Genomic DNA, 22,821 nt, shown 5'->3' with positions numbered 1-22,821 from the left:
TTCATGGCTAACAACCTGACGGTCGACGTTCTCGACCCCGCAGGAAAGAAGACCGGCACTGCCGAGCTGCCCGCTCACATCTTCGATGTTCAGACCAACGTGGCGCTTATCCACCAGGTCGTGACCGCTCAGCTCAACGCTGCGCGTCAGGGCACGCACAAGGCCAAGACTCGCGGCGAGGTTAGCGGCGGCGGCCGTAAGCCGTGGAAGCAGAAGGGTACCGGTCGTGCTCGCCAGGGCTCGATCCGCGCACCTCAGTGGACCGGCGGTGGCGTCGTTCACGGCCCGGTTCCGCGCGACTACACGCAGCGTGTGCCCAAGAAGATGAAGGCTGCTGCGCTCCGCGGTGCCCTTTCGGATCGCGCCCGTTTCGGCCGCATCCACGTTTTCACCGCGCTCCTCGATGGCGACAAGCCCTCGACGAAGCTCGTGGCGAAGACCATCGCTACCGTCTCGGACAGCTCGAACTTCCTCCTGGTTGTTCGTCGCGACGACGAGGTCGGCGCGCTCAGCTCGCGCAACCTCTCGAACGCTCACGTGCTGTTCGCCGATCAGCTCAACACCTACGACGTCATGGCATCCGACCATGTCGTCTTCACCGAAGGTGCGCTCGAGGACTTCGTGGCAGGCGCGACTCTCGCCGCTGTGAAGGCTCCCGCGCAGCCCGAGGCTGCGGCAACCCCCAAGGCGGCCGCCACGGCTGAGGTGAAGAGCGAAGCTGCGGCTGTTGAGGCTCCCTACGGCGAAGGCAGCGCCCTTCCGCTCGACGGTGGCAAGGCCCCCGAAGGTTTCACCATCAAGGGCAACAGCAACTCCATGAAGTACCACACCGAGGATTCGCCGTGGTACGGCCGCACTAAGGCTGAGGTCTGGTTCGCGACGCCCGAAGCAGCGGAAGCTGCCGGCTTCGTGAACGCTGTTCGCCCGGCCGATGAGGAGGAAGCCAAGTGACCTCGATTAACAAGAACCCGCGCGACATTCTCTTCGCGCCGGTCCTCACCGAGAAGTCCTACGGCCAGATGGACGAAGGGAAGTACGTCTTCCTCGTCGATCGCCGCGCAAACAAGACCGAAATCAAGCTTGCCGTCGAGGAGATCTTCGACGTCAAGGTTGCTTCGGTGAACACCATCAACCGTCAGGGCAAGACGCGTCGCACGCGTTTCGGCATTGGCAAGCGCAACGACACCAAGCGCGCCATTGTCACCCTCAAGGACGGATCCATCGACATCTTCGGAGGCGCGACCGCCTGAGCGGTCGTGACCCGAAGACAAACGAGAGAGTCTGAGGAAACCCACGATGGGAATTCGTAAGAACAAGCCGACCTCGCCGAGCCGCCGCGGCTCGAGCGTCGCCGACTTCGTCGAGATCACTCGTAGTGAGCCGGAGAAGTCGCTGGTCCGCCCCCTGTCCAAGACGGGTGGCCGTAACAACAAGGGCCGCGTGACCTCGCGTCACCGCGGCGGTGGCCACAAGCGTGCCTACCGCGTGATCGACTTCCGTCGTCACGACAAGGACGGCATCAACGCCAAGGTCGCCCACATCGAGTACGACCCGAACCGTACCGCTCGCATCGCTCTGCTCCACTACCTGGACGGCGAGAAGCGCTACATCCTCGCCCCGGCGAAGCTTCGCCAGGGTGACGTGCTCGAAAGCGGCCCGAGCGCCGACATCAAGCCCGGCAACAACCTTCCGCTGCGCAACATCCCCGTGGGTACCGTTGTGCACGCAATCGAGCTCCGCCCCGGTGGCGGCGCGAAGATCGCCCGCTCGGCGGGTGCCTCCGTGCAGCTCGTCGCGAGGGAAGGCAAGTACGCCCAGCTTCGTATGCCGTCCGGCGAAATCCGCAACGTCGATGCGCGCTGCCGCGCGACCATCGGTGAGGTGGGCAACGCCGAACAAGCCAACATCAACTGGGGCAAGGCCGGCCGTATGCGCTGGAAGGGCAAGCGCCCGCACGTCCGTGGTGTTGTGATGAACCCCGTGGACCACCCGCATGGTGGTGGTGAGGGCCGCACGTCGGGCGGTCGTCATCCCGTTTCGCCTTGGGGCCAGCCGGAAGGCCGTACCCGCAAGCCGAACAAGGAAAGCGACAAGCTCATCGTGCGCCGCCGCCGTACCGGCAAAAAGCGCTGATAGGACGAGGGATAAACAGTTATGCCACGCAGTATTGCTAAGGGCCCCTTCGTTGACGATCACCTTCAGAAGAAGGTCGACGCTCAGAACGAAGCCGGTACCAAGAATGTCATCAAGACCTGGTCGCGCCGTTCGGTCATTACGCCGGACTTCCTCGGCCACACTTTCGCAGTGCACGATGGCCGCAAGCACGTCTCGGTGTTCGTCACCGAGTCGATGGTTGGCCACAAGCTCGGCGAGTTCGCTCCCACGCGCACTTTCCGCAGCCATGACAAGGACGACAAGAAGGGACGTCGTCGCTGATCGCCCACGTGGCGAAGTGATGATTTCCCTCGCTATTCACTAAAGAAAGCAGGACAGCAATGGAAGCCAAGGCGCAGGTGCGGTTCATCCGTATTTCGCCCATGAAGGCCCGGCGCGTCGTTGACCTTATTCGTGGTAAGAGCACGGGTGAAGCACTGGAGATTCTGCGGTTCGCACCGCAGGCCGCCAGCGAGCCCGTCTCGAAGCTCGTAAAGTCCGCGATCGCCAACGCCCGCGTGAAGGCAGATCAAGCAGGGGAGCGTTTCGATGAGCAGGATCTCGTCGTGTCCGCTGCATTCGTCGACGAAGGCCCGACCATGAAGCGGTTCCAGCCGCGCGCTCAGGGTCGCGCATTCCAGATCAAGAAGCGCACCAGCCACATCACCGTGGTTGTTGCCCCGTCGAAGAAGAAGGAGACCCGCTAGTGGGCCAGAAGGTCAATCCCAACGGGTTCCGTCTCGGTATTACGACCGACCACACGAGCCGCTGGTTCGCCGACTCCACGAAGGAAGGTCAGCGCTACCGCGACTACGTGAAGGAAGACGTCGCCATCCGCAAGCTCCTTTCCGAGGGGCTCGAGCGCGCTGGCGTGTCGAAGGTCGAGATCGAGCGCACCCGCGATCGCGTTCGCGTTGATCTGCACACCGCACGCCCCGGCATCGTGATCGGTCGCCGTGGCGCGGAGGCCGAGCGTCTCCGCGGTCAGCTCGAGAAGCTGACGGGCAAGCAGATTCAGCTCAACATCCTCGAGGTCAAGAACCCCGAGGCAGACGCGCAGCTCGTTGCTCAGGGTATCGCCGAGCAGCTCGCGAGCCGCGTGTCCTTCCGCCGCGCTATGCGCAAGGGCATTCAGTCCGCGCAGCGTGCTGGCGCGAAGGGTATCCGTGTCGCCGTTTCGGGCCGCCTCGGTGGCGCCGAAATGAGCCGCAGCGAGTTCTACCGTGAAGGCCGCGTGCCCCTGCACACGCTTCGCGCGAACATCGACTACGGCTTCTACGAGGCCCGCACCGCATTCGGCCGCATTGGCGTGAAGGTGTGGATCTACAAGGGCGACATCACGTCCAAGGAACTCGCTGCACAGCAGGCCGCCCAGGCTCCGCGCCAGGGCCGTGGTCCGCGCGCTGAGCGCCCCCGTGGCCGCCGCAACGAGCGCAACGCCGCCCGCCGTGAGAAGGCGGAAGCTTCGGCTCAGGCTCAGGCCGCCACCGAGGCTCCCGCTGCCGCTCCGGCCGATAAGGGAACGGAGGCCTGAGTCCAATGCTGATTCCGCGTAGGACCAAGCACCGCAAGCAGCATCGCCCCACCCGTACCGGTATGGCCAAGGGTGGCTTCGATCTCGCGTTCGGCGACTACGGTATCCAGGCTCTCGAGCCCGCCTACGTCACCAACCGTCAGATTGAGGCCGCACGTATCGCCATGACGCGCTACATGAAGCGTGGCGGCAAGGTGTACATCAACATCTACCCCGATCGCCCCCTCACGAAGAAGCCTGCCGAGGTCCGCATGGGCTCCGGTAAGGGTTCGGTGGAGTTCTGGGTAGCGAACGTCAAGCCCGGCCGCGTCATGTTTGAGGTTGCCGGTGTCGATGAGCCGACTGCACGCGAGGCACTGCGCCTTGCCATGCACAAGCTCCCCATGAAGTGCCGAATCCTCAGCCGAGAGGGTGGTGACATCTGATGGCAGCCACGAAGCTTACCGCTGACGAGCTCAACAAGCTCGATGACGCGAAGCTCACCGAAGAACTCGCGAAGGCCAAGGACGAGCTTTTCAAGCTCCGTTTCCAGGGCGCGACCGGTCAGCTCGAGTCGAGCGCTCGCTTGCGTTCGGTCAAGAAGGACATCGCACGGATCTACACGATCCTGCGCGAGCGCGAGTTGGGGATCCGCCAGGCCCCCGGTTCGGCCGAGTGAACGAGCGAGGTTAGGTAATGAACGAAAATCAGGTCGCTGAAGAGCGTCCGTACCGCAAGACTCAGCGCGGCTACGTCGTCTCCGACAAGATGGATAAGACCATCGTCGTCGAGGTCGAGGAGCGCGTGAAGCACTCGCTGTACGGCAAGGTTATGAAGAAGCACAAGAAGTTCAAGGCCCACGATGAGGAGAACACCGCCGGTGTCGGCGATCTTGTTCGCATCATGGAAACCCGCCCGCTGAGCGCTTCCAAGCGCTGGCGTCTGGTGGAGATTCTCGAGAAGGCTAAGTAAGCCGTTCTCAGGTTCGCCTGAACATAGAGAGGCCGGGGTGGACCCGCAATGCGGATCCACCCCGGCCTCTCTTTTGTGCCTTCGTGGTGTGGGTTGCGAGTGCTTCCCACGTTCGAGGTTCGTGACGCGCCAGCTGCCGTCGGCCTGCTTTGCCAACGTGAGGGACCCGGTGAGTTCGGGCGTGAAGCCCATATGTGCCGCGTCGCCGTACTCGTACTGGACCCGGGCAATCCTGCCGCGAACATCGATACCCGCAACGCGTCCGTCTTCGGGCATTCGGGGGCGGGGTGGTGCAATGAGCGGCTTCTGGAGTTCGCTGCAGCTGTGCGGGAAGCGGGGCCGACGGTTGCCTTCAACCCGGGGCACGAATCTTGCCGGACGCTCATGGCTCATGCATGAGCGGATTCCTTGATTGTGTCTTCTTCGCTGTCCGGGGTGAGCAGCAGCCACAATGTGAGGGTTCCGGCACAAAGCCCAGCGATAACGAGGGCGGTGCACGCGGTGAGGATAATGGCGGCCTTGGGCTTCGCTGTCACGGCATCTTCCAGCTGTTGTTGCTGCTCTTGCTTCCAGTGATCTTCCATTCGCCATCCTGGAGCTCGAGGTCGAAGACGTGGTCTGTCTCGGGGACGCTCACGGCTGGGTCGTGCAGTGTGGTGGTGACCTCCACCTGGGCCTTGGTGTTTTCGGTGCTGATGTGCGTGATGTCGTAGTCGAATCCGCCGCGACGGTCGATTTCCGCTGCGGCTTTCTTGAAACGCTCGCAATCGACGCTGTCAGCCGCTTGATCCTCGAGAGCGCCCGTGAATGCCGAACAATCCTGGGACTCAATGGCAGCGAACATGTCGTCCACAGTGTTCTTGGGCCCATGGATGAGGGCCGCTCCACCGCCGATGACGAGAACGAGGGCGGCGATACCGGCGAGGCTGAGCAAGCTTAGGCAACCGCAAATGCCACAAAAAACGCCCCTACTGGAACCTTGGGGGCGGACGTATGGGGGAGGGGGTGCAGGGGAGTAGTGGGGGTAGGTCATTGTGCACCTTTCGCATGACCTGCGTTACAGTTGCAAAGATACGCGCTTGAGTTTGCACGTGCAAACATGTGTTGCGGAGGCTTGGGGATTGGGAGGTAGGGCGCAACTTGGGCTTGGGCTTCGGTTGGGGTCACGGGCGAGAAGCTCGCCCGTGTGACGCGCGAACAACAACGAGGATTGGCAAGGCAATGTAGGGCCGGCCAAAGGCGGCCGGCCCCACATTCGGTGGAAAAGGGTTAATTCTCAAACATGTTTCCGCCGTCGGAGATGACCCACTTTCCATCTTCCTTGACGAGGGTGAACGTTGAGGTCTTTGTGTCCGTCTCTCCGGTCTTCTTGTTCTTGGCGGTGAGCTTCGTGGGAACCGTGGCCTTGTCGCCGAGGGAGTTCGACGGCAACGGCAACTACACCTTTGGCCTCACGGAACAGGTCATGTTCCATGAGATCGATCAGGACAAGATCGACCGCGTTCTCATCATGGAGACTTACCCGCTGGGTGCTTCGAAGCGCTGGCGTCTCGTCGAAATCATCGAGAAGGCTAAGTAAATCTGTCGGGCTCAGTCCCGAAAGATCTCCGAGAAGGGGTCGTCCGCTGCTCAGCGGGCGGCCCCTTCCGCTATTGAGCGGGCGTTCACGCCCTCGTGGCGTTACGATGACCGATGGTCATACGCGTGACGACAGTTGTCGCAAATCTGCGACACGACATGGCAGAGTAGGTACCGCGTCGCAACGCCGCCGCGATATCCGGGCAATAGCGTGGAGGTAACGAGGAGGCGAGAAGCGGCTCCCGTGACTTTGAGGAGTGAATCCCATGACGACGACCACGATGACGAAGCGCCGCCTCGCGGCAGCCCTTGCAGCCGCGTCTCTTCTTGTTGCCGGTGCAAGCGGGTGCTCGTTCGGCGTGCTCGGTAGCAGCGATGAGAAGCCCACGGAACAGACGAGCGCGGCAGCCCCGGCAGACAACGGCAATGGCGGCGATCAGGGAAGCGGGTCCGACGGCGCGAATCCCGCGCAGGGCGCGAGCGATGACGGCGGCGCTGCGGCAGGTTCCGATCAGGGCGGCGAGAACGGGAAGCCGGCCAGCGGAGGTCAGAATAAGGCGAACTATCCTGCGCCGATTTTCACGACCGAGCGTCCTGTTGAGGTGAAAGAAGATCCGAACGCAACATTGACCGTCAATCTTCATCAGCTCAAGCGCGAGGGTGATACGGTCACCGCTTACGTCTCTTTCACACTCAACTCGACGGCGAAAGAGGCTAAGGACTTCTTTTTCCTCAATGGGAGTCTGATCTGGAAGCCATTCCTTATTGACAACGTGAACTTGAAGAAGCACACGCCACTTTCGACGACGAATAGCCAGCACTATGCGATGACTCCTATGGAAGACGTGGACCTCATGCCCGGTCAAACCACGTACGCGTTCGCAACCTTTGCCGCGCCGCCGGCGGACGTCAAGCAGATGGACGTGAGTCTTATGGACGGCACTGAGGTCGCGAAGGGGGTCGAAATCAAGTGAGAAAGCGTCACCTTGTAAGCCTCACGGCCGTGGCTTTCGTATTCGCTGCGGGGCCAGCAGCCCTCGCGGACAATGGCGGCGAAACGCCCGCCCCCGAGCCACCGTCGCAAATCGGAACTTACGAGTCCAATATCTACTCGCTCGACCAAAACATTTACGATCTCGAGCAAAATATTGAAGACCTCAACACCGATACACAAGAGGGCAACACCAAGGTCGTCACCTTGAACTCGGACATCCTCTTCGACTACGGATCCAACGAGCTTTCGGACCCCGCGAAAAAGCGCATCGGTGAGCTCGTCAAAGACGTTCCGCAGGGTGCGACCGTGAAGGTCGATGGTCACACTGACAACATTCCGTACCATCGCGGCAACGACGTGCTCTCTAAGGAGCGTGCGCAGGCGGTGGCCGACGCGATCTCCGCGGCCCGCCCTGACCTCAAGCTCGAGGTCGCGGGCCACGGCGACACGAAACCCGTGCAGCCGAACAAGAACGGCGACGAGGACAACCCTGAAGGGCGCGCTAAGAACAGGCGCGTGGAGATCCGCTATGACGGGTAGCCAGACTCCTTCATTCGCGTCGGGATCGGCCGGTTCAGCGGAGCCGGCCGATCCGGCGCGTCAGCGCATCCTGCTCGTGGACGACGATGAGACGATTCGCGAGCATCTCGGGGGAGTGCTCTCACGCAGCGGGCTTGATGTGCGCATGGCAGCGAACGGTGCCGAGGCACTCGAGAGGCTCGATGAGGAGGAACCCGATCTCGTCATCCTCGACGTCATGATGCCGGTCATGGACGGTCGAGAAGCGCTTCGCCGGATCCGGGAACGCCATGAATGGTTACCCGTCATCCTTCTTACCCAGGTGGGGGAGAGCTTCGAGCGTGCGTCCGCGCTCGACGAAGGGGCCGACGATTACCTCAATAAGCCGTTCGACCCTCACGAGCTCCTCGCGCGGATCAGGGCAGTTCTGCGTCGAAGCTCGCGCGGCTCGGCCCCGCTCAGCACGTCCTCGACACTCACCTCCGGTGAGCTGCGCATCGATCGCACGGCCCGGCGGATCTTCGTGGGTGGCAAGGAAGACCAGCTCACGCCGCGGGCGTTCGCGCTCCTCGAGTACCTCATGGCGCACCCCGGCGAAGTGTTCACGCGTGAGCGGCTCCTGCAGACCGTGTGGGGTTTCGATGCGATCGTGACCACGCGAGCCGTTGATCACCGCATCGCCGAGATTCGCCGCGTGATTGGTTCCGCCGACGGTTCCCCCACGTACATCGAGACAGTCCCGAGCCTCGGCTATCGCTTCGCCCAGAAGGTCGAACGTTCATGAAGAAACACCCACTTGCCTACGCCTCGGCTTTCGCCGCGCTTCCCCTCGCGATCGGCGTGGTGGCGTCCCTCGTATGGAGCGTCCTCGGCGAATCGAGGCACATCTACTTCTCTATGTCGCTCGCCTGGCTCCCGCTCACGATTGGCGCGGTGCTCACCCTCGCCGTGCTCCCAGCCCTTGGCGCGTGGTGGTACACGCGCCACGCCGTGAGCAAGGCGCGGCGCGAAACAGTGGCCGAGCAGACGGCAAGCCGGCGTCGGCTCATCGCCCGACTCGACCACGAAATAAAGAACCCGATCCAGGGCATTCGAGCGGCGCTTGCCGACGAACCGTCCGAGCGCCAGCGCTCGAGCATCGACGCCCAATCACGCCGCCTCACCTCCCTTCTGAGCGACCTGCGCAAAATTGGGGAGGTCGAGCACACCCAGCTCGAGATTACGCAGATCGACCCTTCGCGCCTCGTCCACGATGCCATCGAGACCGCGCGCGAGGTGCCCGGTGCGAGCGAACGCTCGATCCGCGTCTCGCTTCCCACGGCTCCGCGCCCTCTGCCGACGATCAACGGTGACGAAGACCTCCTCTTCCTGTGCCTCGTTAACGTCTTGAGCAACGCCGTGAAGTATTCGTGGCCGGGCGATGCGATCGAAGTGCGGGGGCGCCAGCTCGAAAGCGGCATTGTGCTCGAGGTCGCCGACACCGGACTCGGGATTTCCCCGGACGACCTTCCGCTCGTATGGGAAGAGCTCGGACGCGCGAGCGAGGTGCGCGGAATCGAGGGCTCGGGCCTCGGGTTGCCCATGGTTAAAGCGATCGTTGAACGCCATGGAGGCACTGCGACCCTCACGTCGTGGCATGGCGAAGGGACATCCGTGAGCCTTACCCTCCCGTTTGCGGGGCCCGCGCGGTAAAACACCTGGAAAAAGAGCGGGTCGGGCTAAGGGCACGTATGAAAAGAAGGTCCGACGCTTGCCGTCCACCGTCGGACCCTGACAAACGGCGCCCCCGCACTCGCTGAACCGGCGGTGCCAAACGCAGCGAGACCAAGCACACACGCGCAGGGCCCCTCGCCCCCTTACGTTCGGTGCCCGCGTGCCGTAAACTAGACGGGTTGCTGTGTGAACGCACCCAAAAAACCGGGAGGTTGGCGGGATGCGCCACTGAGCACAGGACCCGGTCCTCGGGCCCCAAGTGGGACCCATCCCAGTCGGAGACCTTGCATCGCCTTTCGGCAGTGCCTGAGTCCGGCTCGGGGTTTTTTGATGCCCGGGAACTGGAAGCCGCTGCGCCCCACGTGAGTGCGGTGGAAAACAAGTCCGATATCCGTTCCGCAAGGCTTGAGGCGAACGCCGAGAGAACCGGCGAGACGCAAGGAGAACGTTAGTGATTCAGCAGGAGTCGCGACTCAAGGTCGCCGACAACACCGGTGCAAAGGAGATCCTCTGCATCCGTGTTCTCGGTGGCTCCGGTCGCCGTTACGCCGGCATTGGTGACACCATCGTTGCGACCGTCAAGGATGCAATCCCTGGCGGAAACGTCAAAAAGGGCGATGTTGTGAAGGCCGTCGTGGTTCGCACCACGAAGGAACGCCGTCGTGCCGATGGTTCATACATCCGATTCGATGAGAACGCAGCCGTCATCCTCAAGAACGACGGCGAGCCGCGTGGCACGCGTATCTTCGGCCCCGTGGGCCGCGAGCTGCGTGACCGCCGGTTCATGAAGATCATCTCGCTGGCACCGGAGGTGCTGTGACATGAGCATGAAGATTAAGAAGGGTGACCTCGTTCAGGTCATCACCGGTCGCACGAGCGACGCAGACAAAATCGCCAAGCGCAACGAGACCCGCGCCGCAAAGGGCAAGGGCGAGCTCGCCGCTGGCGACAAGGGTAAGCAGGGCCGCGTGCTCCAGGTGTTCCCCGACACCCAGCGCGTGCTCGTCGAGGGCGTCAACCGCATCACCCGCCACAACAAGCCCGGCTACAACGGCCAGGCTGGTGGCATCGAGCAGGTCGAAGCCCCGATCCACATCTCGAACGTCGCCCTCGTGGCTGACGACGGCAAGCCGACCCGCGTCGGCTTCCGTGAAGAGAAGGTCGAGCTCGAGGACGGCCGCACGAAGACCATTCGTGTGCGTTACTCGAAGCGCACCGGGAAGGACATCTGATGACCGAGACGACCACCCCGCGCCTTAAGACCAAGTACCGCGAAGAAATTAAGGATTCGCTCCAGAGCGAGTTCAACTACGCCAACCCGATGCTCATCCCCGGCCTCACGAAGGTCGTTGTGAACATGGGTGTCGGCGATGCCGCACGTGACTCGAAGGTCATCGACGGTGCCATCGCGGATCTCACCGCGATCACCGGCCAGAAGCCTCAGGTGACGCGCGCCCGCAAGTCGATCGCGCAGTTCAAGCTTCGTGAGGGCCAGGCCATTGGCTGCCACACGACCCTGCGCGGCAACCGCATGTGGGAGTTCCTCGACCGCCTGCTCTCGACCGCGCTTCCGCGTATCCGCGACTTCCGCGGCCTTTCGCCGAAGCAGTTCGATGGCAACGGCAACTACACCTTCGGTCTCACCGAACAGGTCATGTTCCATGAGATCGATCCGGACAAGATCGACCGCGTTCGCGGCATGGACATCACCGTGGTGACCACCGCCAAGACCGATGACGAGGGACGTGCGCTGCTTCGTGCGCTCGGCTTCCCCTTCAAGGAGAACTGATATGGCCAAGACAGCGCTTAAGAACAAGCAGCAGCGCAAGCCCAAGTTCGCTGTGCGCGCCTACACCCGGTGCCAGAAGTGCGGTCGCCCGCACTCGGTGTACCGCAAGTTCGGCCTTTGCCGCGTGTGCCTTCGCGAGATGGCCCACCGCGGTGAACTGCCCGGTGTCACCAAGAGCAGCTGGTAAGGACTATCGCCACAGGTCCCCGCTTTACGCGAGGGAAACCACGGTGAGAAAGAAGCATTCGACATGACAATGACTGATCCGATCGCGGACATGCTCACGCGAATCCGGAACGCCAACACCGCGTTCCACGATTCCGTGACCATGCCGTACTCGAACCTTAAGTCCCGCATCGCGGAGATTCTGAAGGCCGAGGGGTACATCAAGGACTGGCGCGAGGAAGAAGCCGAGGTTGGAAAGAACCTCGTCATCGAACTCAAGTACACCGACGATCGCGAGCGCGCGATCTCGGGCGTCCGCCGTGTCTCGAAGCCCGGCCTTCGCGTGTACGCAAAGTCCACCAACCTGCCCAAGGTGCTCGGCGGCCTCGGCGTGGCCATCCTGTCCACGTCCTCCGGCCTCCTCACCGACAAGCAGGCCACGAAGAAAGGCGTGGGTGGGGAAGTCCTCGCCTACGTCTGGTAACCGGAAAGGAGAACCGTAATGTCCCGCATTGGACTTCGACCGGTTTCCGTACCGGCTTCCGTCACTGGTGTGACTATCGACGGCCAGCACGTCCAGATCGCTGGCCCCAAGGGCGAGCTTCAGTACGAGGTTCCGAAGCCTCTCAGCGTTGAGCGCGCTGAGGATGGCTCGATCGTCGTGCGCCGCCCCAACGAAGAGCGTGAGAACAAGGCCCTCCACGGCCTTGCACGCACTCTCATCGCGAACATGGTTGAGGGTGTCACGGAGGGCTTCGAAAAGAAGCTCGAAATCGTGGGCACCGGCTACCGTGTCGTCGCGAAGGGAACCGATCTCGAGTTCGCGCTCGGCTTCTCCCACCCCGTGCTCGTGAAGGCCCCCATGGGCATCACGTTCAACGTGGAGAGCCCCACGAAGTTCTCGGTATCGGGCATTGATAAGCAGCTGGTCGGCGAGACCGCCGCGAAGATTCGCAAGATTCGTAAGCCCGAGCCGTACAAGGGCAAGGGTGTGCGCTACGCCGACGAGACCGTGAAGCGCAAGGCCGGAAAGGCTGGTAAGTGATAATGGGTTTCGCTGAAAAGCACACTCGTGGTGACCGCAAGAGCCGCGTCCGCGCACGTGGCCGTCGTCACCTGCGCCTCCGTCGCCGCGTTGCGGGTACCGCTGAGCGTCCCCGCCTCGCCGTGACCCGTTCGGCGCGCCACATGTACGTTCAGGTCATCGACGATACGAAGGGCATCACCCTCGCATCGGCATCGACCATGGAAGCAGACCTCCGCTCGTCGGAAGCCACGAAGACCGAGAAGGCCAAGCAGGTCGGCTCGCTCGTGGCCCAGCGCGCGAAGGAAGCCGGTATCGACGCCGTGGTCTTCGACCGTGGCGGCAACAAGTACCACGGCCGCGTGGCCGCCGTCGCTGACGGTGCACGCGAGGCCGGACTGACTCTGTGACCACCCCCCGGAAATAGGACGAGAAGAGGATTCACATGGCTGCTGAGCAGCGTAACAATGGTCCCGCGGCCTCCGGTCGGAGGGGCGAGAACGAGGATCGTAACAACCGCGGTCGCGGCAATGACCGCAACCAGGGCGGGCGTCGCGGCGAGGGCCGTGGCGGTCGTCAGGAAGAGAAGTCGGCCTTCCTTGAGCGCGTGGTAGCAATCAACCGCGTGTCGAAGGTTGTCAAGGGCGGTCGCCGCTTCGCCTTCACCGCGCTCGTCGTGGTTGGCGACGGTGACGGCACCGTTGGCATCGGCTACGGCAAGGCGAAGGAAGTTCCCGCCGCCATCTCGAAGGGTGTCGAGGAAGCGAAGAAGAACTTCTTCCGCGTTCCCCGCATCCAGGGCACGATCGTGCATCCGGTTCAGGGAGAGGACGCCGCAGGCGTTGTCTTCCTCCGCCCGGCTGCTCCCGGTACCGGTGTAATCGCCGGTGGTCCGGTGCGTGCGGTTCTCGAGTGCGCGGGCGTCGCCGACGTTCTGTCGAAGTCGCTCGGTTCCTCGAACACGATCAACATCGTGCACGCGACCGTCAAGGCCCTCAAGCAGCTCGAGGAGCCGGAAGCAGTGGCAGCTCGCCGCGGCCTTCCCCTCGAGGACGTCGCCCCCGGCTACCTGCTTCGTGCACAGGCCGAGGGTCGCGCAGCGGCTCGCGAGGCGCGTGAAGAGAAGGTAGGTGCCTGATGCAGCTCAAGGTTACTCAGGTCAAGTCTGTAATCGGCGGTAACGACGCACAGCGCTCGACGGTGCGAGGCCTCGGTCTCAAGCGCATCGGCGACGTCGTCGTCAAAGAAGACCGCCCCGAGATTCGCGGCATGATCAATGCCGTCCGTCACCTCGTGACGGTTGAAGAGGTGGACTGATCCATGGCGAACGAAAACCCGCTTAAGCTCCACGATCTTCGCCCGGCTCCCGGCGCGAAGACCGCTAAGATTCGCGTGGGCCGTGGTGAAGGCTCGAAGGGTAAGACCTCGGGTCGCGGTACCAAGGGTACGAAGGCGCGCTACCAGGTGAAGGCAGGCTTCGAGGGTGGTCAGACCCCGATGCACCGCCGCCTTCCCAAGCTTCGTGGCTTCAAGAACCCCTTCCGTGTGGAGTTCCAGGTCATCAACCTGGACACCATCGAAGCGCTGTTCCCCGAGGGTGGCACCGTCACCGTCGAGGATCTTGTCGCGAAGGGTGCCGTGCGCAAGAACCAGCCCGTCAAGGTGCTCGGCTCTGGCGACATCACCGTGAAGATCGACATCACTGCCCAGAAATTCTCGGCTTCGGCCGAGGAGAAGATCACCGCCGCTGGCGGCTCGATCACCGTGGCGTGAGTTGAAGCAATTTTCATAGTGCTTCTTTGACCAGGCACCGCGACTCAGGATATTTTGAGGCGCGGTGCCTGTTTTTATAGGCCAATAGCCCCTAGTTCAAATGCGCTCCGTGTGCATGATAGGCCCACCCCTCGGGCCGCCCGACAGGAGGAACCTGGTGGACAACGCCTTCGTGCGCGCCTTCCGAACCCCTGAGCTCAGGAACAAGCTGCTGTTTGTCCTTGGAATGCTCGCCATCTACCGCTTCGGCGTGTTCGTGCCGACCCCCGGATTCGACTACACGAACATCGCTGCGTGTACCGAACAGGCATTGAACGGTGCCGGTGGCGGTGTGCTCGGCATGGTGAACCTGTTCTCCGGCGGGGCGCTCTTGCAGATGTCCGTCTTTGCGCTCGGCGTGATGCCATACATTACGGCGTCGATTATCGTGCAGCTGCTACGCGTCGTGATCCCCAAGTTCGAGGAGCTGCACAAGGACGGCCAAGCAGGTCAGGCGACCCTCACGCAGTACACGCGGTACATGACCATCGGCCTCGCGGTCCTGCAGTCCACCACCGTGATCACCCTCGTGCGCAGCGGCGCCTTCTTCGCGGGCTGCAACCTCCCGCTCGTGCCCAATCAGTCGTGGTGGATGCTCGTCCTCATGATCCTGACGATGACGACCGGCACCCTCGTTATCATGTGGCTCGGCGAGCTCATCACCGAAAAGGGCGTGGGCAATGGCATGTCCCTGCTGATCTTCACGTCGATCGCCGCGGGCTTTCCCGCCTCGTTCGGTCAGATCCTGAAGCTCCAGGGGTGGATGACCTTCTCCATCGTCATGCTGATCGGCATGATCATCGTGATCGCCGTGATCTACGTCGAGCAGTCGCAGCGCCGCATCCCCGTCCAATACGCCAAACGCCAGGTGGGCCGTCGCCTCGTGGGCGGCTCCTCGACCTACATCCCGATCAAGGTGAACCAGGCCGGCGTTATCCCCATTATCTTCGCATCCTCACTTCTTGCCCTGCCGCAGCTCATAGCCTCGTTTGGCGACCAGAGGTCCGGATGGGTGCAGTGGATCCACGCCAACTTCGTGCTCGGCCAGGGCTTCTCGTGGATATATTCGCTTGTCTATTTCGCCCTCATCGTGTTCTTTGCGTTCTTCTACGTGTCGATCACCTTCAACGCTGAAGAGATCTCAGACAACATGAAGAAGTACGGCGGCTTCGTTCCCGGTATCCGTGCGGGCCGCCCAACAGCGCGCTACCTCGAGTACGTCATCAACCGCGTGCTCTCCGCGGGCTCCCTGTACCTCGGTATCTTGGCGCTTGTTCCCCTGATCGCGTTCGCGCTTCTTGGTGCAGACCAGAAGTTCCCGTTCGGCGGAACCTCGCTCCTCATCATCATCGGTGTTGGCCTCGATACCTTGAAGCAGATCAGCTCCAAGCTCCAACAACATCACTACGAAGGGATTCTCCGATGACCGCCTCCACTCCGGCCCGCCGCCTCCTCATTGTTGGACCTCCGGGTGCCGGCAAGGGCACGCAAGCGGAGCGCATTGTCGAGAAGCTCGGCGTCCCCGCCATTTCCACGGGCGATATTTTCCGTGCGAACGTCTCCAATGAAACTGAGCTTGGTGTTCTCGCGAAGTCCTACATGGATAAGGGCGAGTACGTTCCCGACTCGGTCACCAACGAGATGGTGGAGAGCCGCCTTGGTGAAGATGATGCCGCGAACGGCTTCCTCCTCGATGGCTACCCCCGCACCGTGGCGCAGGTGGAGGCTCTCGATGGAATTCTCGAGAAGCTCGGCGTGGCGCTCGACGCCGTCATTCTCCTCGACGTTGAGAGTGAAGCTATCGTGCAGCGGCTTCTTCAGCGCGGAAAAGAGCAGGGCCGCAGCGACGACAACGAAGAGACCATTCGCCGCCGCATCGACGTTTACAGCGAGCAGACCACGCCCCTCATCGATATCTACGACAAGCGAGGTCTCGTCAAGCGCGTCGACGGCATGAAAGATATCGACGCTGTGACCGCAGATATCCTCGTCGCGCTCGGAGTCTGAGCCCGGATGTCCTTTCGCCGCAAGCCCCGCGTGAGCCTCAAAACCCCCGAACAGCTCGGGGCAATGCGCCGCGCGGGGCTTCTGCTTGACCGTATCCACGATGAGATCGAAAAGAACCTCCGCAGCGGTATGACGACGGCAGACATCGACCAAATCTCTCGTGCCGTCATTGCCGAAGCCGGTGCGAAGTCCAACTTCCTCGGCTACCACGGCTTCCCGGCGACTGTGTGCGTGAGCGTGAATGAGGAAATCGTGCACGGGATCCCCGGCACCCGGGTGATTCGCGACGGTGATGTGGTGAGCGTGGATGCTGGCTGCATCGTGGACGGATGGCACTCCGACGCCGCCCGCACCCATATCGTGGGCACGGCGCGAAGCGAAGCCGATCGCGAGCTCGTCGACGTAACCAGGGGCGCGATGTGGGAAGGCATCGCGACGCTTGCCACCGCGAGCCGCGTGGGAGAGATCGGCGCCGCTATCGAAGACTACGTCGCCGACTGTGCAGGGGAGCGGATCCAGCACCTCGAGGAATTCGGAGGGCACGGCATCGGCCGAGCCATGCATGAGCCGCCCGACGTCATGAACTTCCGCACGCGCGATCGCGGCCCGAAAATCGTGCCCGGTATGGCCCTGTGCATCGAACCCATGCTCATCCAAGGCGACGGTGAATTCGACATCCTCGACGACGAGTGGACCGTCGTGGCGACAAAGGGTGGGCGCGCAGCCCATTTCGAGCACTCCGTCGCGGTGACCGACACGGGAATCTTCGTGCTCAGTGCCGCAGACGGCGGCAAAGCTGAACTTGCAAAGCGTGGCGTGACGATCGCTGAGGAACCGTCGGACCACACCGTCAACGGAAGGTGAGCGATCGCACGCGCCAAGCCACTTATCGCGGCCCGCGTGCGCGTGTACGATTGACAGTCGAGTGCGCTCTTTCGGCAACCCCGAAAATTTAAGCGGTTCGCCGCTTGAAAAGTGCGCGCTTGAAGGTAGCACATGCGAAACCAGTCCCCGCAAGGGGCAGAGGGACAGTAGAGACTATGGCGAAAAAAGACGGCGTGATCGAAGTCGAGGGCACCGTGACCGAAGCGCTCGCAAACGCGCGCTTCCGCGTTGAGCTGGACAACGGCCACAAAGTACTCGCGCATATCTCGGGCAAGATGCGCCAGCACTACATCAGGATCCTCCCCGAGGATCGCGTTGTGGTCGAGCTCAGCCCGTACGACCTTGAAAAGGGTCGCATCGTTTACCGATACAAGTAAGCCGGGCCGCGCATGCGGTCAGCTACGCTCTCGGGCCCGCAGGGCCTGAGCGCAGATCAACTGTAGAAGGGCATCATGAAGGTTTACCCCAGCGTGAAGCGTATCTGTGACAACTGCAGGGTGATTCGTCGCCACTCGCGTGTCATGGTTATCTGCACGAACCCGCGCCACAAGCAGCGCCAGGGCTGAGTGCACCGCCTCCAACGGGAGGCACCCCGCGGCTCACGCCGCACCTATAAGTAAAGAGACAGCATGAACCTCATTGCGAGGATCACCCGCGGGCCAGGGGCCGCGGCGCACCGCCTAGACGGGAGCGACATGCTGGATCAGGCCCCTGAGTAAAACAGTAGGAGAACTGCTCATGGCACGTCTCGTTGGCGTCGACCTCCCGCGCGAAAAGCGCCTGGAAGTCGCCTTGACGTACATTTACGGCGTGGGTCGCACCCGCGCAATCGAAGCTCTCAACGCCACCGGCGTTGACGGCAACCAGCGCGTCCACCAGGTTTCCGATGAGGACCTCGTCAAGCTGCGCGATTACATCGAAGAGAACTACCAGGTCGAGGGCGACCTGCGACGCGAGGTCGCAGCTGACATCCGCCGCAAGATCGAGATCGGCTCGTACGCCGGCATGCGTCACCGCCGCGGCCTTCCGGTCCGTGGTCAGCGCACCAAGACCAACGCACGTACCCGCAAGGGCCCGAAGCGCACCGTGGCCGCCAAGAAGAAGGCTGCTCGCTGAGCGGCAGTTACTCCACGGGCAGTGTTCGGCACTGACCCGTATCGATCACCTTTCACGAACTCAAGGAGTTTTGGCACATGCCTCCCAAGTCACGTCAGGCCGCCGCGGCGCGTAAGCCTCGCCGCAAGGACAAGAAGAACGTCGTCAACGGCCAAGCACACATTAAGAGCACCTTCAACAACACCATCGTGTCGATCACTGACCCGAGCGGTGCTGTGATCTCGTGGGCCTCCTCGGGCCAAGTCGGCTTCAAGGGCTCGCGTAAGTCCACCCCGTACGCTGCGCAGATGGCCGCCGAGGCCGCCGCGCGCCGCGCCCAGGAGCACGGCCTCAAGAAGGTCGACGTCTTCGTTAAGGGACCGGGTTCGGGCCGCGAAACCGCGATCCGTTCGCTCACCGCAGCGGGCCTCGAGGTCGGTTCGATCCAGGACGTTACCCCCCAGCCGCACAACGGCGTTCGCCCGCCGAAGCGTCGCCGCAACTGAGCATTGCTCGGGTGCGCGAAACGATAACCGTCATCCATCAGTGTCGTACCGCCACCGCGAACGTCATATAGCGGACGTTCCAAGAAAGGACACAACGTGCTCATTGCACAGCGCCCCACGCTGACCGAAGAGGTCGTTTCTGACTACCGCTCACGGTTCGTCATCGAGCCGCTCGAGCCGGGCTTCGGCTACACGCTCGGCAACTCGCTGCGCCGCACACTGCTCTCGTCCATCCCGGGCGCGGCAGTGACGTCGATCCGCATCGACGGCGTCCTCCACGAATTCTCGACCGTTCCGGGTGTGAAGGAAGATGTCACCGAGCTCATCCTGAACATCAAGAACCTCGTGGTGTCGTCGGAAAACGACGAGCCGGTCGTAATGTACCTGCGTAAGGAGGGTGAGGGCGTCGTGACCGCCGCCGACATCCCCCCGCCGGCAGGCGTCGAGATTCACAACCCCGACCTTCACATCGCGACCCTCAACTCGAAGGGTCGCCTCGAGGTCGAGCTGATCGTTGAGCGTGGCCGCGGCTACGTTTCGGCCCAGCAGAACAAGGGCGCCGAGAGCGAGATTGGCCGCATTCCGGTCGACTCGATCTACTCGCCTGTTCTCAAGGTGACGTACAAGGTTGAAGCCACTCGTGTTGAGCAGCGCACGGACTTCGATCGACTCATCATCGATGTCGAAACGAAGCCGGCGATCGCCCCGCGCGATGCCATTGCTTCGGCTGGCAAGACCCTCGTGGAGCTCTTCGGTCTCGCACAGGAGCTCAACCACGAGGCAGAGGGTATTGAGATTGGTCCTTCGCCGACCGATCAGGCCCTTGCCGCCGACCTTGCGCTTCCGATCAACGACCTCAACCTCACGGTTCGTTCGTACAACTGCCTTATGCGCGAGGGTGTGTACACCGTTGGTGAGCTCACCAATCGCTCCGAGGCGGACCTGCTCGACATCCGCAACTTCGGCCAGAAGTCCATCGACGAAGTCAAGGCGAAGCTCGCTGAGCTAGGCCTCTCGCTCAAGGATTCCCCGGCCGGTTTCGATCCTTCCACTGTTCTTGACTCGTACGGCGACGACGAGTTCGGCGAGCAGTTCTGATTTCCATCTTTTTCTTCGAGGAGAAACAACATGCCTGCACCCACTAAGGGCGCTCGACTCGGCTCGTCCCCGGCTCACGAGAAGGCTATTCTCGCGAACCTCGCGACTGCCCTTTTCGAGCACGGTGCCATCACCACGACGCATACCCGCGCGAAGCGCGTTCAGCCCCTCGCTGAGCGCCTCATCACCCAGGCGAAGAAGGGCGACCTTGCCAATCGCCGCCGCGTGATGCAGACGCTCAAGACGAAGACTGCCGCGCACGTTCTCATGACTGAGATCGCTCCGAAGTTCTCGGACCGCCCCGGCGGTTACACCCGCATCACGAAGCTCGAGAACCGCAAGGGCGACAACGCCCCCATGGCTCTTCTTGAGCTCGTGGAGGAAGAGTACTCGCCGAAGCAGGCCGTCGTGAAGGAAGCCGAAGGCGCTGCCAAGGCATCCGCAAAGGCCGACGAAGCTCCCGCTGAGGAGACGAAGGTCGAAGAGACCGCGGCTGAGGAAACGCCTGCAGAGGAGACCACGGAGAACACCGAGGCCTGATCCACGGCTCTTCTTCACGTAGAGGAAACGGCCCGACCCCCGTGAATGGGGTGTCGGGCCGTTTCCTCTATTGTTGTCGACTACGGTCGTGCCTTAAGCGCAGCCGTAACCACGCAGGACGACACACTGCTGAGTCTTAGCTGCGTCGAGTAAAAGCGACCGATCGCCTCTTGGGATCCCACGTGAGACGCCCGCCTTGGAAATCTTGAACGGTGCGTCCGCGGGAGTCTTTGAACTCGTTCGTGGTTGGGAAGCCGAGTGTGCTTTTTTCTCCCCCTCTGTGAAGCCAATAGGTGAGGAAACCATTCTTAATAATGCGTGCGCCGGTTGCACGCGACCAATACACTCGTTGACCGTTCTCGAACGCTTGGTATACACCGCCCTTGACAGCGACTTCCTCGCTGGCGGGGTAACCGAGACTTCCGCGCTCGAAGTTCTCGCGCACATAAACACCGCGGATCGCGCCCTTGACGGCGAAGGTTTTACCGTTCTTTGCATCGTGGAGCACAATTCCACCTTGGAAAAATTGCGAGCTGCCGCCATTCCTAAGCCCGGCGAAAGGATCTCGGGCGGGATACTTTAGCCAGCTTTTTTCGGCGCCGAGCTTGTTCCAGTAGTGGAGGATAGCCTCGCTTACCGTTACGGCTCCAGTAGCGCGGGACCAGACAATTTGCCCATTGCGGAAGGATTGTGCGAATCCTCCGTCGCTCAGAACTCGCTCGCGGCTCGTGGGGAACCCGAGCCTGGATCCGGTTGCGCCAAGGGAATCCCATTTGTTGCCGATAGCGTTACGCGTATCGTAAGCGCCGGTCGCAGGGTGCCACGATATGGTTGAACGAGCGAATTTCTGCTGGTATCCGCCGTCGATGCGGAATTCCGCGTCTTGCGGGGCACCAAATTCCGTTGCGCCACCGTTGCTCACGTAGAAAGCCCCGATCGCGCCGGTGACGCCTTCGGCTGAAGGCGAGGTCGTGTTCTTCTGCGGCGTGAAAGTGACCCTGCCATTGGCGCGTGTTGCGGTGCCGTTCTCGAAGCGCTGGGTAGTGCCCGTCGTGCTTTCGAGGGGGCGTCCCCAGGCAGACGTCCAGTCGGCGCCGAAGGCACTTTTGTGAGCGCTCGTGCGACCACCTGCCGTGAGAATGAGCCCACCCGTGAGGCGAGTGACGTCGTAGGCCCCTTCTGCCCGGCGAACGTGCGTGACGGTTCCGAACGCACCGCGCCCGCCGCCGTTGACGTAGGCAACGAGGTGCTCGGGGTAACGCTCCTTGAATCCGTTGAGCTTTTGCTGCACGAGGCTGCGCAGCTTCGGAAGCTGGCCGTAGTAGGTGTCCCCCGGGCAATCCGTGTAGTTCACGTCGCGGTGCGCGAAGAGGTGGGGCATGGAGAAGGTGCCGCTGCGCTTCACGTTCGAGGTGGTGACGGTCCAGGTCTCGGTGCCGTACACGTCCTGAGTGAACGTGCTGGCGAGCTTCCACGCAGCCACGGTTGCGATGGCGTTGAGCGCCGCGGTGGGCACGGGAATGTCCATGTAGTCACCCATGACGGAGATGCCACAGGAGCCCGTGTTGAAGCCGCGGGCGTGGGCGCCGGCAACGTTGCGGTGCAGGCCACCCGCGCGCCCCTCAAAGATTTGTCCGTATTTGTCGACGACGACGTTGTAGCCGAGATCGGCCCAACCGAGGGTTTTAGTGTGGTAGGTGAACATCCCGCGCACAACCTGAGGGCTTTGCGCCGCGGTGTAGGTGTTGGAGCCGCCCGTGTGGTGGATGCAGATCGCCTTGAGTTCCTTCGCGTAGCTCAAACGTGAAGTGTTGACCGTGCCGGCGCTCCATTCCTCACGGGTGATGAACGTTGGCGCGCCGGTGCCGGGCGTCACGGTAGCAGGCAGAATGCGGGTGATGCCGGAACCGCTACCGCTTGAGGCGAGGCGCACGTCGCTGCGTGATTCCGACGTGGTGATGAGGTGCGCGGTGAGCTGCTCGGAAATGTCGATGCCATCGCGGAAGGCGCGGACATTAACCGCGCTCGAGGGCCCGACCCACACGGCTTCGCTCGCGTTTTCCTCAATGTCGGTCATCAGCTCTGCGCTGAGCCAATCGCCCCAGTCGCCAGTGTTGATGTCTTGGCCCTGGAACTCCACCACGTCGGGCGCGTCGATATCGGCGGGCCAGGTTGCCGCGGCCATGGTGACATAGCCGGCGACATGCTTTGCCGCAGCACCGTTCAGTTCGGGGTTGTTTTCCGAGGCGCCTTGCGTTTCGACGGTGTTAGTGCGCGCGAGGTCGCGATCCACAACGGCGGTGTCACCACCGCTGGGGGCGGGGGAGTCGTCGGCAAGGGCAAGGCCCATTCCGAGAGCGCCCACTCCGGCTGCGGCGAAGGGGGTGACGGCACCGACCTTGAGTAGGGTGCGACGATTGAGGGGGGATTTTTCGAAGGTCATGGGGAAGTGCTTTC

At 62.4% G+C, this 22,821-nt stretch carries 35 protein-coding genes and 1 pseudogene; 33 read left to right on the top strand and 3 right to left on the bottom strand.

The window, feature by feature from the left end; genetic code table 11:
• Nucleotides 1-3 precede the first annotated feature (3 nt).
• The 9 genes from rplD to rpsQ are packed head-to-tail and all read left to right on the top strand — an operon-like array spanning nucleotide 4 to nucleotide 4,639.
• Nucleotides 4-951 (top strand): 50S ribosomal protein L4, sunset domain variant, encoded by a 948-nt coding sequence (rplD, locus tag HMPREF3157_RS02765; RefSeq protein ID WP_070435451.1) that lies wholly within the window; start codon nucleotides 4-6, stop codon nucleotides 949-951.
• A complete protein-coding gene (gene rplW, locus HMPREF3157_RS02760) occupies nucleotides 948-1,250 on the top strand; it encodes a 50S ribosomal protein L23 (RefSeq protein WP_016664022.1) in 303 nt (100 codons plus the stop codon). The genes rplD and rplW overlap by 4 nt, the downstream gene beginning before the upstream one ends.
• A gap of 46 nt (nucleotides 1,251-1,296) precedes the next feature.
• Nucleotides 1,297-2,133 (top strand): 50S ribosomal protein L2, encoded by an 837-nt coding sequence (gene rplB / locus HMPREF3157_RS02755; RefSeq protein ID WP_016664023.1) that lies wholly within the window; start codon nucleotides 1,297-1,299, stop codon nucleotides 2,131-2,133.
• A gap of 21 nt (nucleotides 2,134-2,154) precedes the next feature.
• The gene (gene rpsS / locus HMPREF3157_RS02750; protein ID WP_016664024.1) at nucleotides 2,155-2,436 is read left to right on the top strand and encodes a 30S ribosomal protein S19; all 282 of its coding nucleotides are present in this window, start codon (nucleotides 2,155-2,157) and stop codon (nucleotides 2,434-2,436) included.
• Between the two features lie 59 nt (nucleotides 2,437-2,495).
• Nucleotides 2,496-2,861: a 50S ribosomal protein L22 gene (gene rplV, locus HMPREF3157_RS02745; RefSeq protein ID WP_016664025.1), complete on the top strand. Its 366-nt coding sequence runs from the start codon at nucleotides 2,496-2,498 to the stop codon at nucleotides 2,859-2,861.
• Nucleotides 2,861-3,688: a 30S ribosomal protein S3 gene (gene rpsC / locus HMPREF3157_RS02740; RefSeq protein ID WP_016664026.1), complete on the top strand. Its 828-nt coding sequence runs from the start codon at nucleotides 2,861-2,863 to the stop codon at nucleotides 3,686-3,688. The genes rplV and rpsC overlap by 1 nt, the downstream gene beginning before the upstream one ends.
• Nucleotides 3,689-3,693: 5 nt before the next feature.
• Complete coding sequence (rplP, locus tag HMPREF3157_RS02735; protein ID WP_016664027.1) at nucleotides 3,694-4,113, top strand: 50S ribosomal protein L16; 420 nt, start codon at nucleotides 3,694-3,696, stop codon at nucleotides 4,111-4,113.
• Nucleotides 4,113-4,346, top strand: a complete 234-nt coding sequence (rpmC, locus tag HMPREF3157_RS02730; protein ID WP_016664028.1) for a 50S ribosomal protein L29 — start codon at nucleotides 4,113-4,115, stop codon at nucleotides 4,344-4,346. Before rplP ends, rpmC begins: the two co-directional genes overlap by 1 nt.
• Before the next feature lie 17 nt (nucleotides 4,347-4,363).
• Entirely contained in the window at nucleotides 4,364-4,639 is a 276-nt protein-coding gene (gene rpsQ / locus HMPREF3157_RS02725; protein ID WP_016664029.1) for a 30S ribosomal protein S17, read from the top strand.
• A 389-nt stretch (nucleotides 4,640-5,028) separates the two neighbouring features.
• Here the strand turns inward: rpsQ and HMPREF3157_RS10490 are convergent, their stop codons facing one another.
• Together HMPREF3157_RS10490 and HMPREF3157_RS02720 are read right to left on the bottom strand one after the other, a co-directional pair.
• A complete protein-coding gene (locus HMPREF3157_RS10490; RefSeq protein ID WP_168161673.1) occupies nucleotides 5,029-5,175 on the bottom strand; it encodes a hypothetical protein in 147 nt (48 codons plus the stop codon).
• Complete coding sequence (locus HMPREF3157_RS02720) at nucleotides 5,172-5,573, bottom strand: hypothetical protein (protein WP_040386478.1); 402 nt, start codon at nucleotides 5,571-5,573, stop codon at nucleotides 5,172-5,174. The genes HMPREF3157_RS10490 and HMPREF3157_RS02720 overlap by 4 nt, the downstream gene beginning before the upstream one ends.
• Before the next feature lie 471 nt (nucleotides 5,574-6,044).
• On the opposite strand from HMPREF3157_RS02720, the pseudogene HMPREF3157_RS10190 reads away from it, so the two are divergent.
• From HMPREF3157_RS10190 to rplQ, 24 genes and pseudogenes are all read left to right on the top strand, one after another.
• Nucleotides 6,045-6,155, top strand: a pseudogene (locus HMPREF3157_RS10190) (50S ribosomal protein L5); the annotation flags it as partial.
• A gap of 328 nt (nucleotides 6,156-6,483) precedes the next feature.
• Nucleotides 6,484-7,191, top strand: coding sequence for a hypothetical protein (locus HMPREF3157_RS02715; protein ID WP_016664033.1), 708 nt, complete (start codon nucleotides 6,484-6,486; stop codon nucleotides 7,189-7,191).
• A gap of 29 nt (nucleotides 7,192-7,220) precedes the next feature.
• Nucleotides 7,221-7,751 carry an OmpA/MotB family protein gene (locus tag HMPREF3157_RS02710; RefSeq protein ID WP_232049688.1) on the top strand — a complete coding sequence of 177 codons (531 nt, stop codon included), beginning with the start codon at nucleotides 7,221-7,223 and terminating at the stop codon, nucleotides 7,749-7,751.
• Nucleotides 7,741-8,514 (top strand): response regulator transcription factor, encoded by a 774-nt coding sequence (locus HMPREF3157_RS02705; RefSeq protein ID WP_016664035.1) that lies wholly within the window; start codon nucleotides 7,741-7,743, stop codon nucleotides 8,512-8,514. The genes HMPREF3157_RS02710 and HMPREF3157_RS02705 overlap by 11 nt, the downstream gene beginning before the upstream one ends.
• Entirely contained in the window at nucleotides 8,511-9,422 is a 912-nt protein-coding gene (locus HMPREF3157_RS02700) for a sensor histidine kinase (protein ID WP_070435450.1), read from the top strand. Before HMPREF3157_RS02705 ends, HMPREF3157_RS02700 begins: the two co-directional genes overlap by 4 nt.
• Nucleotides 9,423-9,894: 472 nt before the next feature.
• Nucleotides 9,895-10,263 (top strand): 50S ribosomal protein L14, encoded by a 369-nt coding sequence (gene rplN, locus HMPREF3157_RS02695; RefSeq protein ID WP_016664037.1) that lies wholly within the window; start codon nucleotides 9,895-9,897, stop codon nucleotides 10,261-10,263.
• A 1-nt stretch (nucleotide 10,264) separates the two neighbouring features.
• Entirely contained in the window at nucleotides 10,265-10,675 is a 411-nt protein-coding gene (gene rplX, locus HMPREF3157_RS02690) for a 50S ribosomal protein L24 (RefSeq protein ID WP_016664038.1), read from the top strand.
• Nucleotides 10,675-11,232 (top strand): 50S ribosomal protein L5, encoded by a 558-nt coding sequence (gene rplE, locus HMPREF3157_RS02685; RefSeq protein WP_016664039.1) that lies wholly within the window; start codon nucleotides 10,675-10,677, stop codon nucleotides 11,230-11,232. The genes rplX and rplE overlap by 1 nt, the downstream gene beginning before the upstream one ends.
• Before the next feature lies 1 nt (nucleotide 11,233).
• Nucleotides 11,234-11,419 (top strand): type Z 30S ribosomal protein S14, encoded by a 186-nt coding sequence (locus HMPREF3157_RS02680; RefSeq protein WP_016664040.1) that lies wholly within the window; start codon nucleotides 11,234-11,236, stop codon nucleotides 11,417-11,419.
• Nucleotides 11,420-11,482: 63 nt separating this feature from the next.
• A complete protein-coding gene (gene rpsH / locus HMPREF3157_RS02675) occupies nucleotides 11,483-11,881 on the top strand; it encodes a 30S ribosomal protein S8 (RefSeq protein WP_016664041.1) in 399 nt (132 codons plus the stop codon).
• An 18-nt stretch (nucleotides 11,882-11,899) separates the two neighbouring features.
• The gene (gene rplF / locus HMPREF3157_RS02670; protein WP_016664042.1) at nucleotides 11,900-12,442 is read left to right on the top strand and encodes a 50S ribosomal protein L6; all 543 of its coding nucleotides are present in this window, start codon (nucleotides 11,900-11,902) and stop codon (nucleotides 12,440-12,442) included.
• Nucleotides 12,443-12,444: 2 nt separating this feature from the next.
• A complete protein-coding gene (rplR, locus tag HMPREF3157_RS02665) occupies nucleotides 12,445-12,831 on the top strand; it encodes a 50S ribosomal protein L18 (RefSeq protein WP_016664043.1) in 387 nt (128 codons plus the stop codon).
• Between the two features lie 35 nt (nucleotides 12,832-12,866).
• Nucleotides 12,867-13,559 carry a 30S ribosomal protein S5 gene (gene rpsE, locus HMPREF3157_RS02660; protein ID WP_016664044.1) on the top strand — a complete coding sequence of 231 codons (693 nt, stop codon included), beginning with the start codon at nucleotides 12,867-12,869 and terminating at the stop codon, nucleotides 13,557-13,559.
• Entirely contained in the window at nucleotides 13,556-13,738 is a 183-nt protein-coding gene (gene rpmD, locus HMPREF3157_RS02655) for a 50S ribosomal protein L30 (RefSeq protein WP_034372287.1), read from the top strand. Before rpsE ends, rpmD begins: the two co-directional genes overlap by 4 nt.
• 3 nt (nucleotides 13,739-13,741) lie before the next feature.
• Nucleotides 13,742-14,194 (top strand): 50S ribosomal protein L15, encoded by a 453-nt coding sequence (rplO, locus tag HMPREF3157_RS02650; RefSeq protein WP_016664046.1) that lies wholly within the window; start codon nucleotides 13,742-13,744, stop codon nucleotides 14,192-14,194.
• 157 nt (nucleotides 14,195-14,351) lie between these two features.
• Nucleotides 14,352-15,659 carry a preprotein translocase subunit SecY gene (gene secY, locus HMPREF3157_RS02645; RefSeq protein WP_016664047.1) on the top strand — a complete coding sequence of 436 codons (1,308 nt, stop codon included), beginning with the start codon at nucleotides 14,352-14,354 and terminating at the stop codon, nucleotides 15,657-15,659.
• Nucleotides 15,656-16,240, top strand: coding sequence for an adenylate kinase (locus HMPREF3157_RS02640; RefSeq protein WP_016664048.1), 585 nt, complete (start codon nucleotides 15,656-15,658; stop codon nucleotides 16,238-16,240). The genes secY and HMPREF3157_RS02640 overlap by 4 nt, the downstream gene beginning before the upstream one ends.
• Before the next feature lie 6 nt (nucleotides 16,241-16,246).
• The gene (map, locus tag HMPREF3157_RS02635) at nucleotides 16,247-17,104 is read left to right on the top strand and encodes a type I methionyl aminopeptidase (RefSeq protein ID WP_016664049.1); all 858 of its coding nucleotides are present in this window, start codon (nucleotides 16,247-16,249) and stop codon (nucleotides 17,102-17,104) included.
• Between the two features lie 176 nt (nucleotides 17,105-17,280).
• Nucleotides 17,281-17,502, top strand: coding sequence for a translation initiation factor IF-1 (gene infA, locus HMPREF3157_RS02630; RefSeq protein ID WP_016664050.1), 222 nt, complete (start codon nucleotides 17,281-17,283; stop codon nucleotides 17,500-17,502).
• A gap of 75 nt (nucleotides 17,503-17,577) precedes the next feature.
• On the top strand, nucleotides 17,578-17,691 hold the full coding sequence (gene rpmJ / locus HMPREF3157_RS10185; RefSeq protein ID WP_016664051.1) for a 50S ribosomal protein L36: 114 nt from the start codon (nucleotides 17,578-17,580) through the stop codon (nucleotides 17,689-17,691).
• A gap of 172 nt (nucleotides 17,692-17,863) precedes the next feature.
• Nucleotides 17,864-18,241: a 30S ribosomal protein S13 gene (gene rpsM / locus HMPREF3157_RS02625; RefSeq protein ID WP_016664052.1), complete on the top strand. Its 378-nt coding sequence runs from the start codon at nucleotides 17,864-17,866 to the stop codon at nucleotides 18,239-18,241.
• Nucleotides 18,242-18,318: 77 nt separating this feature from the next.
• Nucleotides 18,319-18,726, top strand: a complete 408-nt coding sequence (gene rpsK, locus HMPREF3157_RS02620; protein ID WP_016664053.1) for a 30S ribosomal protein S11 — start codon at nucleotides 18,319-18,321, stop codon at nucleotides 18,724-18,726.
• Between the two features lie 96 nt (nucleotides 18,727-18,822).
• Complete coding sequence (locus HMPREF3157_RS02615; RefSeq protein ID WP_070435449.1) at nucleotides 18,823-19,824, top strand: DNA-directed RNA polymerase subunit alpha; 1,002 nt, start codon at nucleotides 18,823-18,825, stop codon at nucleotides 19,822-19,824.
• 30 nt (nucleotides 19,825-19,854) lie between these two features.
• The gene (gene rplQ / locus HMPREF3157_RS02610) at nucleotides 19,855-20,364 is read left to right on the top strand and encodes a 50S ribosomal protein L17 (RefSeq protein WP_016664055.1); all 510 of its coding nucleotides are present in this window, start codon (nucleotides 19,855-19,857) and stop codon (nucleotides 20,362-20,364) included.
• 136 nt (nucleotides 20,365-20,500) lie between these two features.
• Here the strand turns inward: rplQ and HMPREF3157_RS02605 are convergent, their stop codons facing one another.
• Nucleotides 20,501-22,807, bottom strand: coding sequence for an N-acetylmuramoyl-L-alanine amidase (locus tag HMPREF3157_RS02605; RefSeq protein WP_016664056.1), 2,307 nt, complete (start codon nucleotides 22,805-22,807; stop codon nucleotides 20,501-20,503).
• Nucleotides 22,808-22,821 lie beyond the last annotated feature (14 nt).

It is taken from the genome of Dermabacter sp. HMSC06F07 (assembly GCF_001807345.1).
In the GTDB taxonomy this organism is placed as follows: Bacteria; Actinomycetota; Actinomycetes; order Actinomycetales; family Dermabacteraceae; genus Dermabacter; species Dermabacter hominis.
Note: the sequence above shows the minus strand (reverse complement) of the source record. Positions and strands in the feature narration are given on the sequence as shown.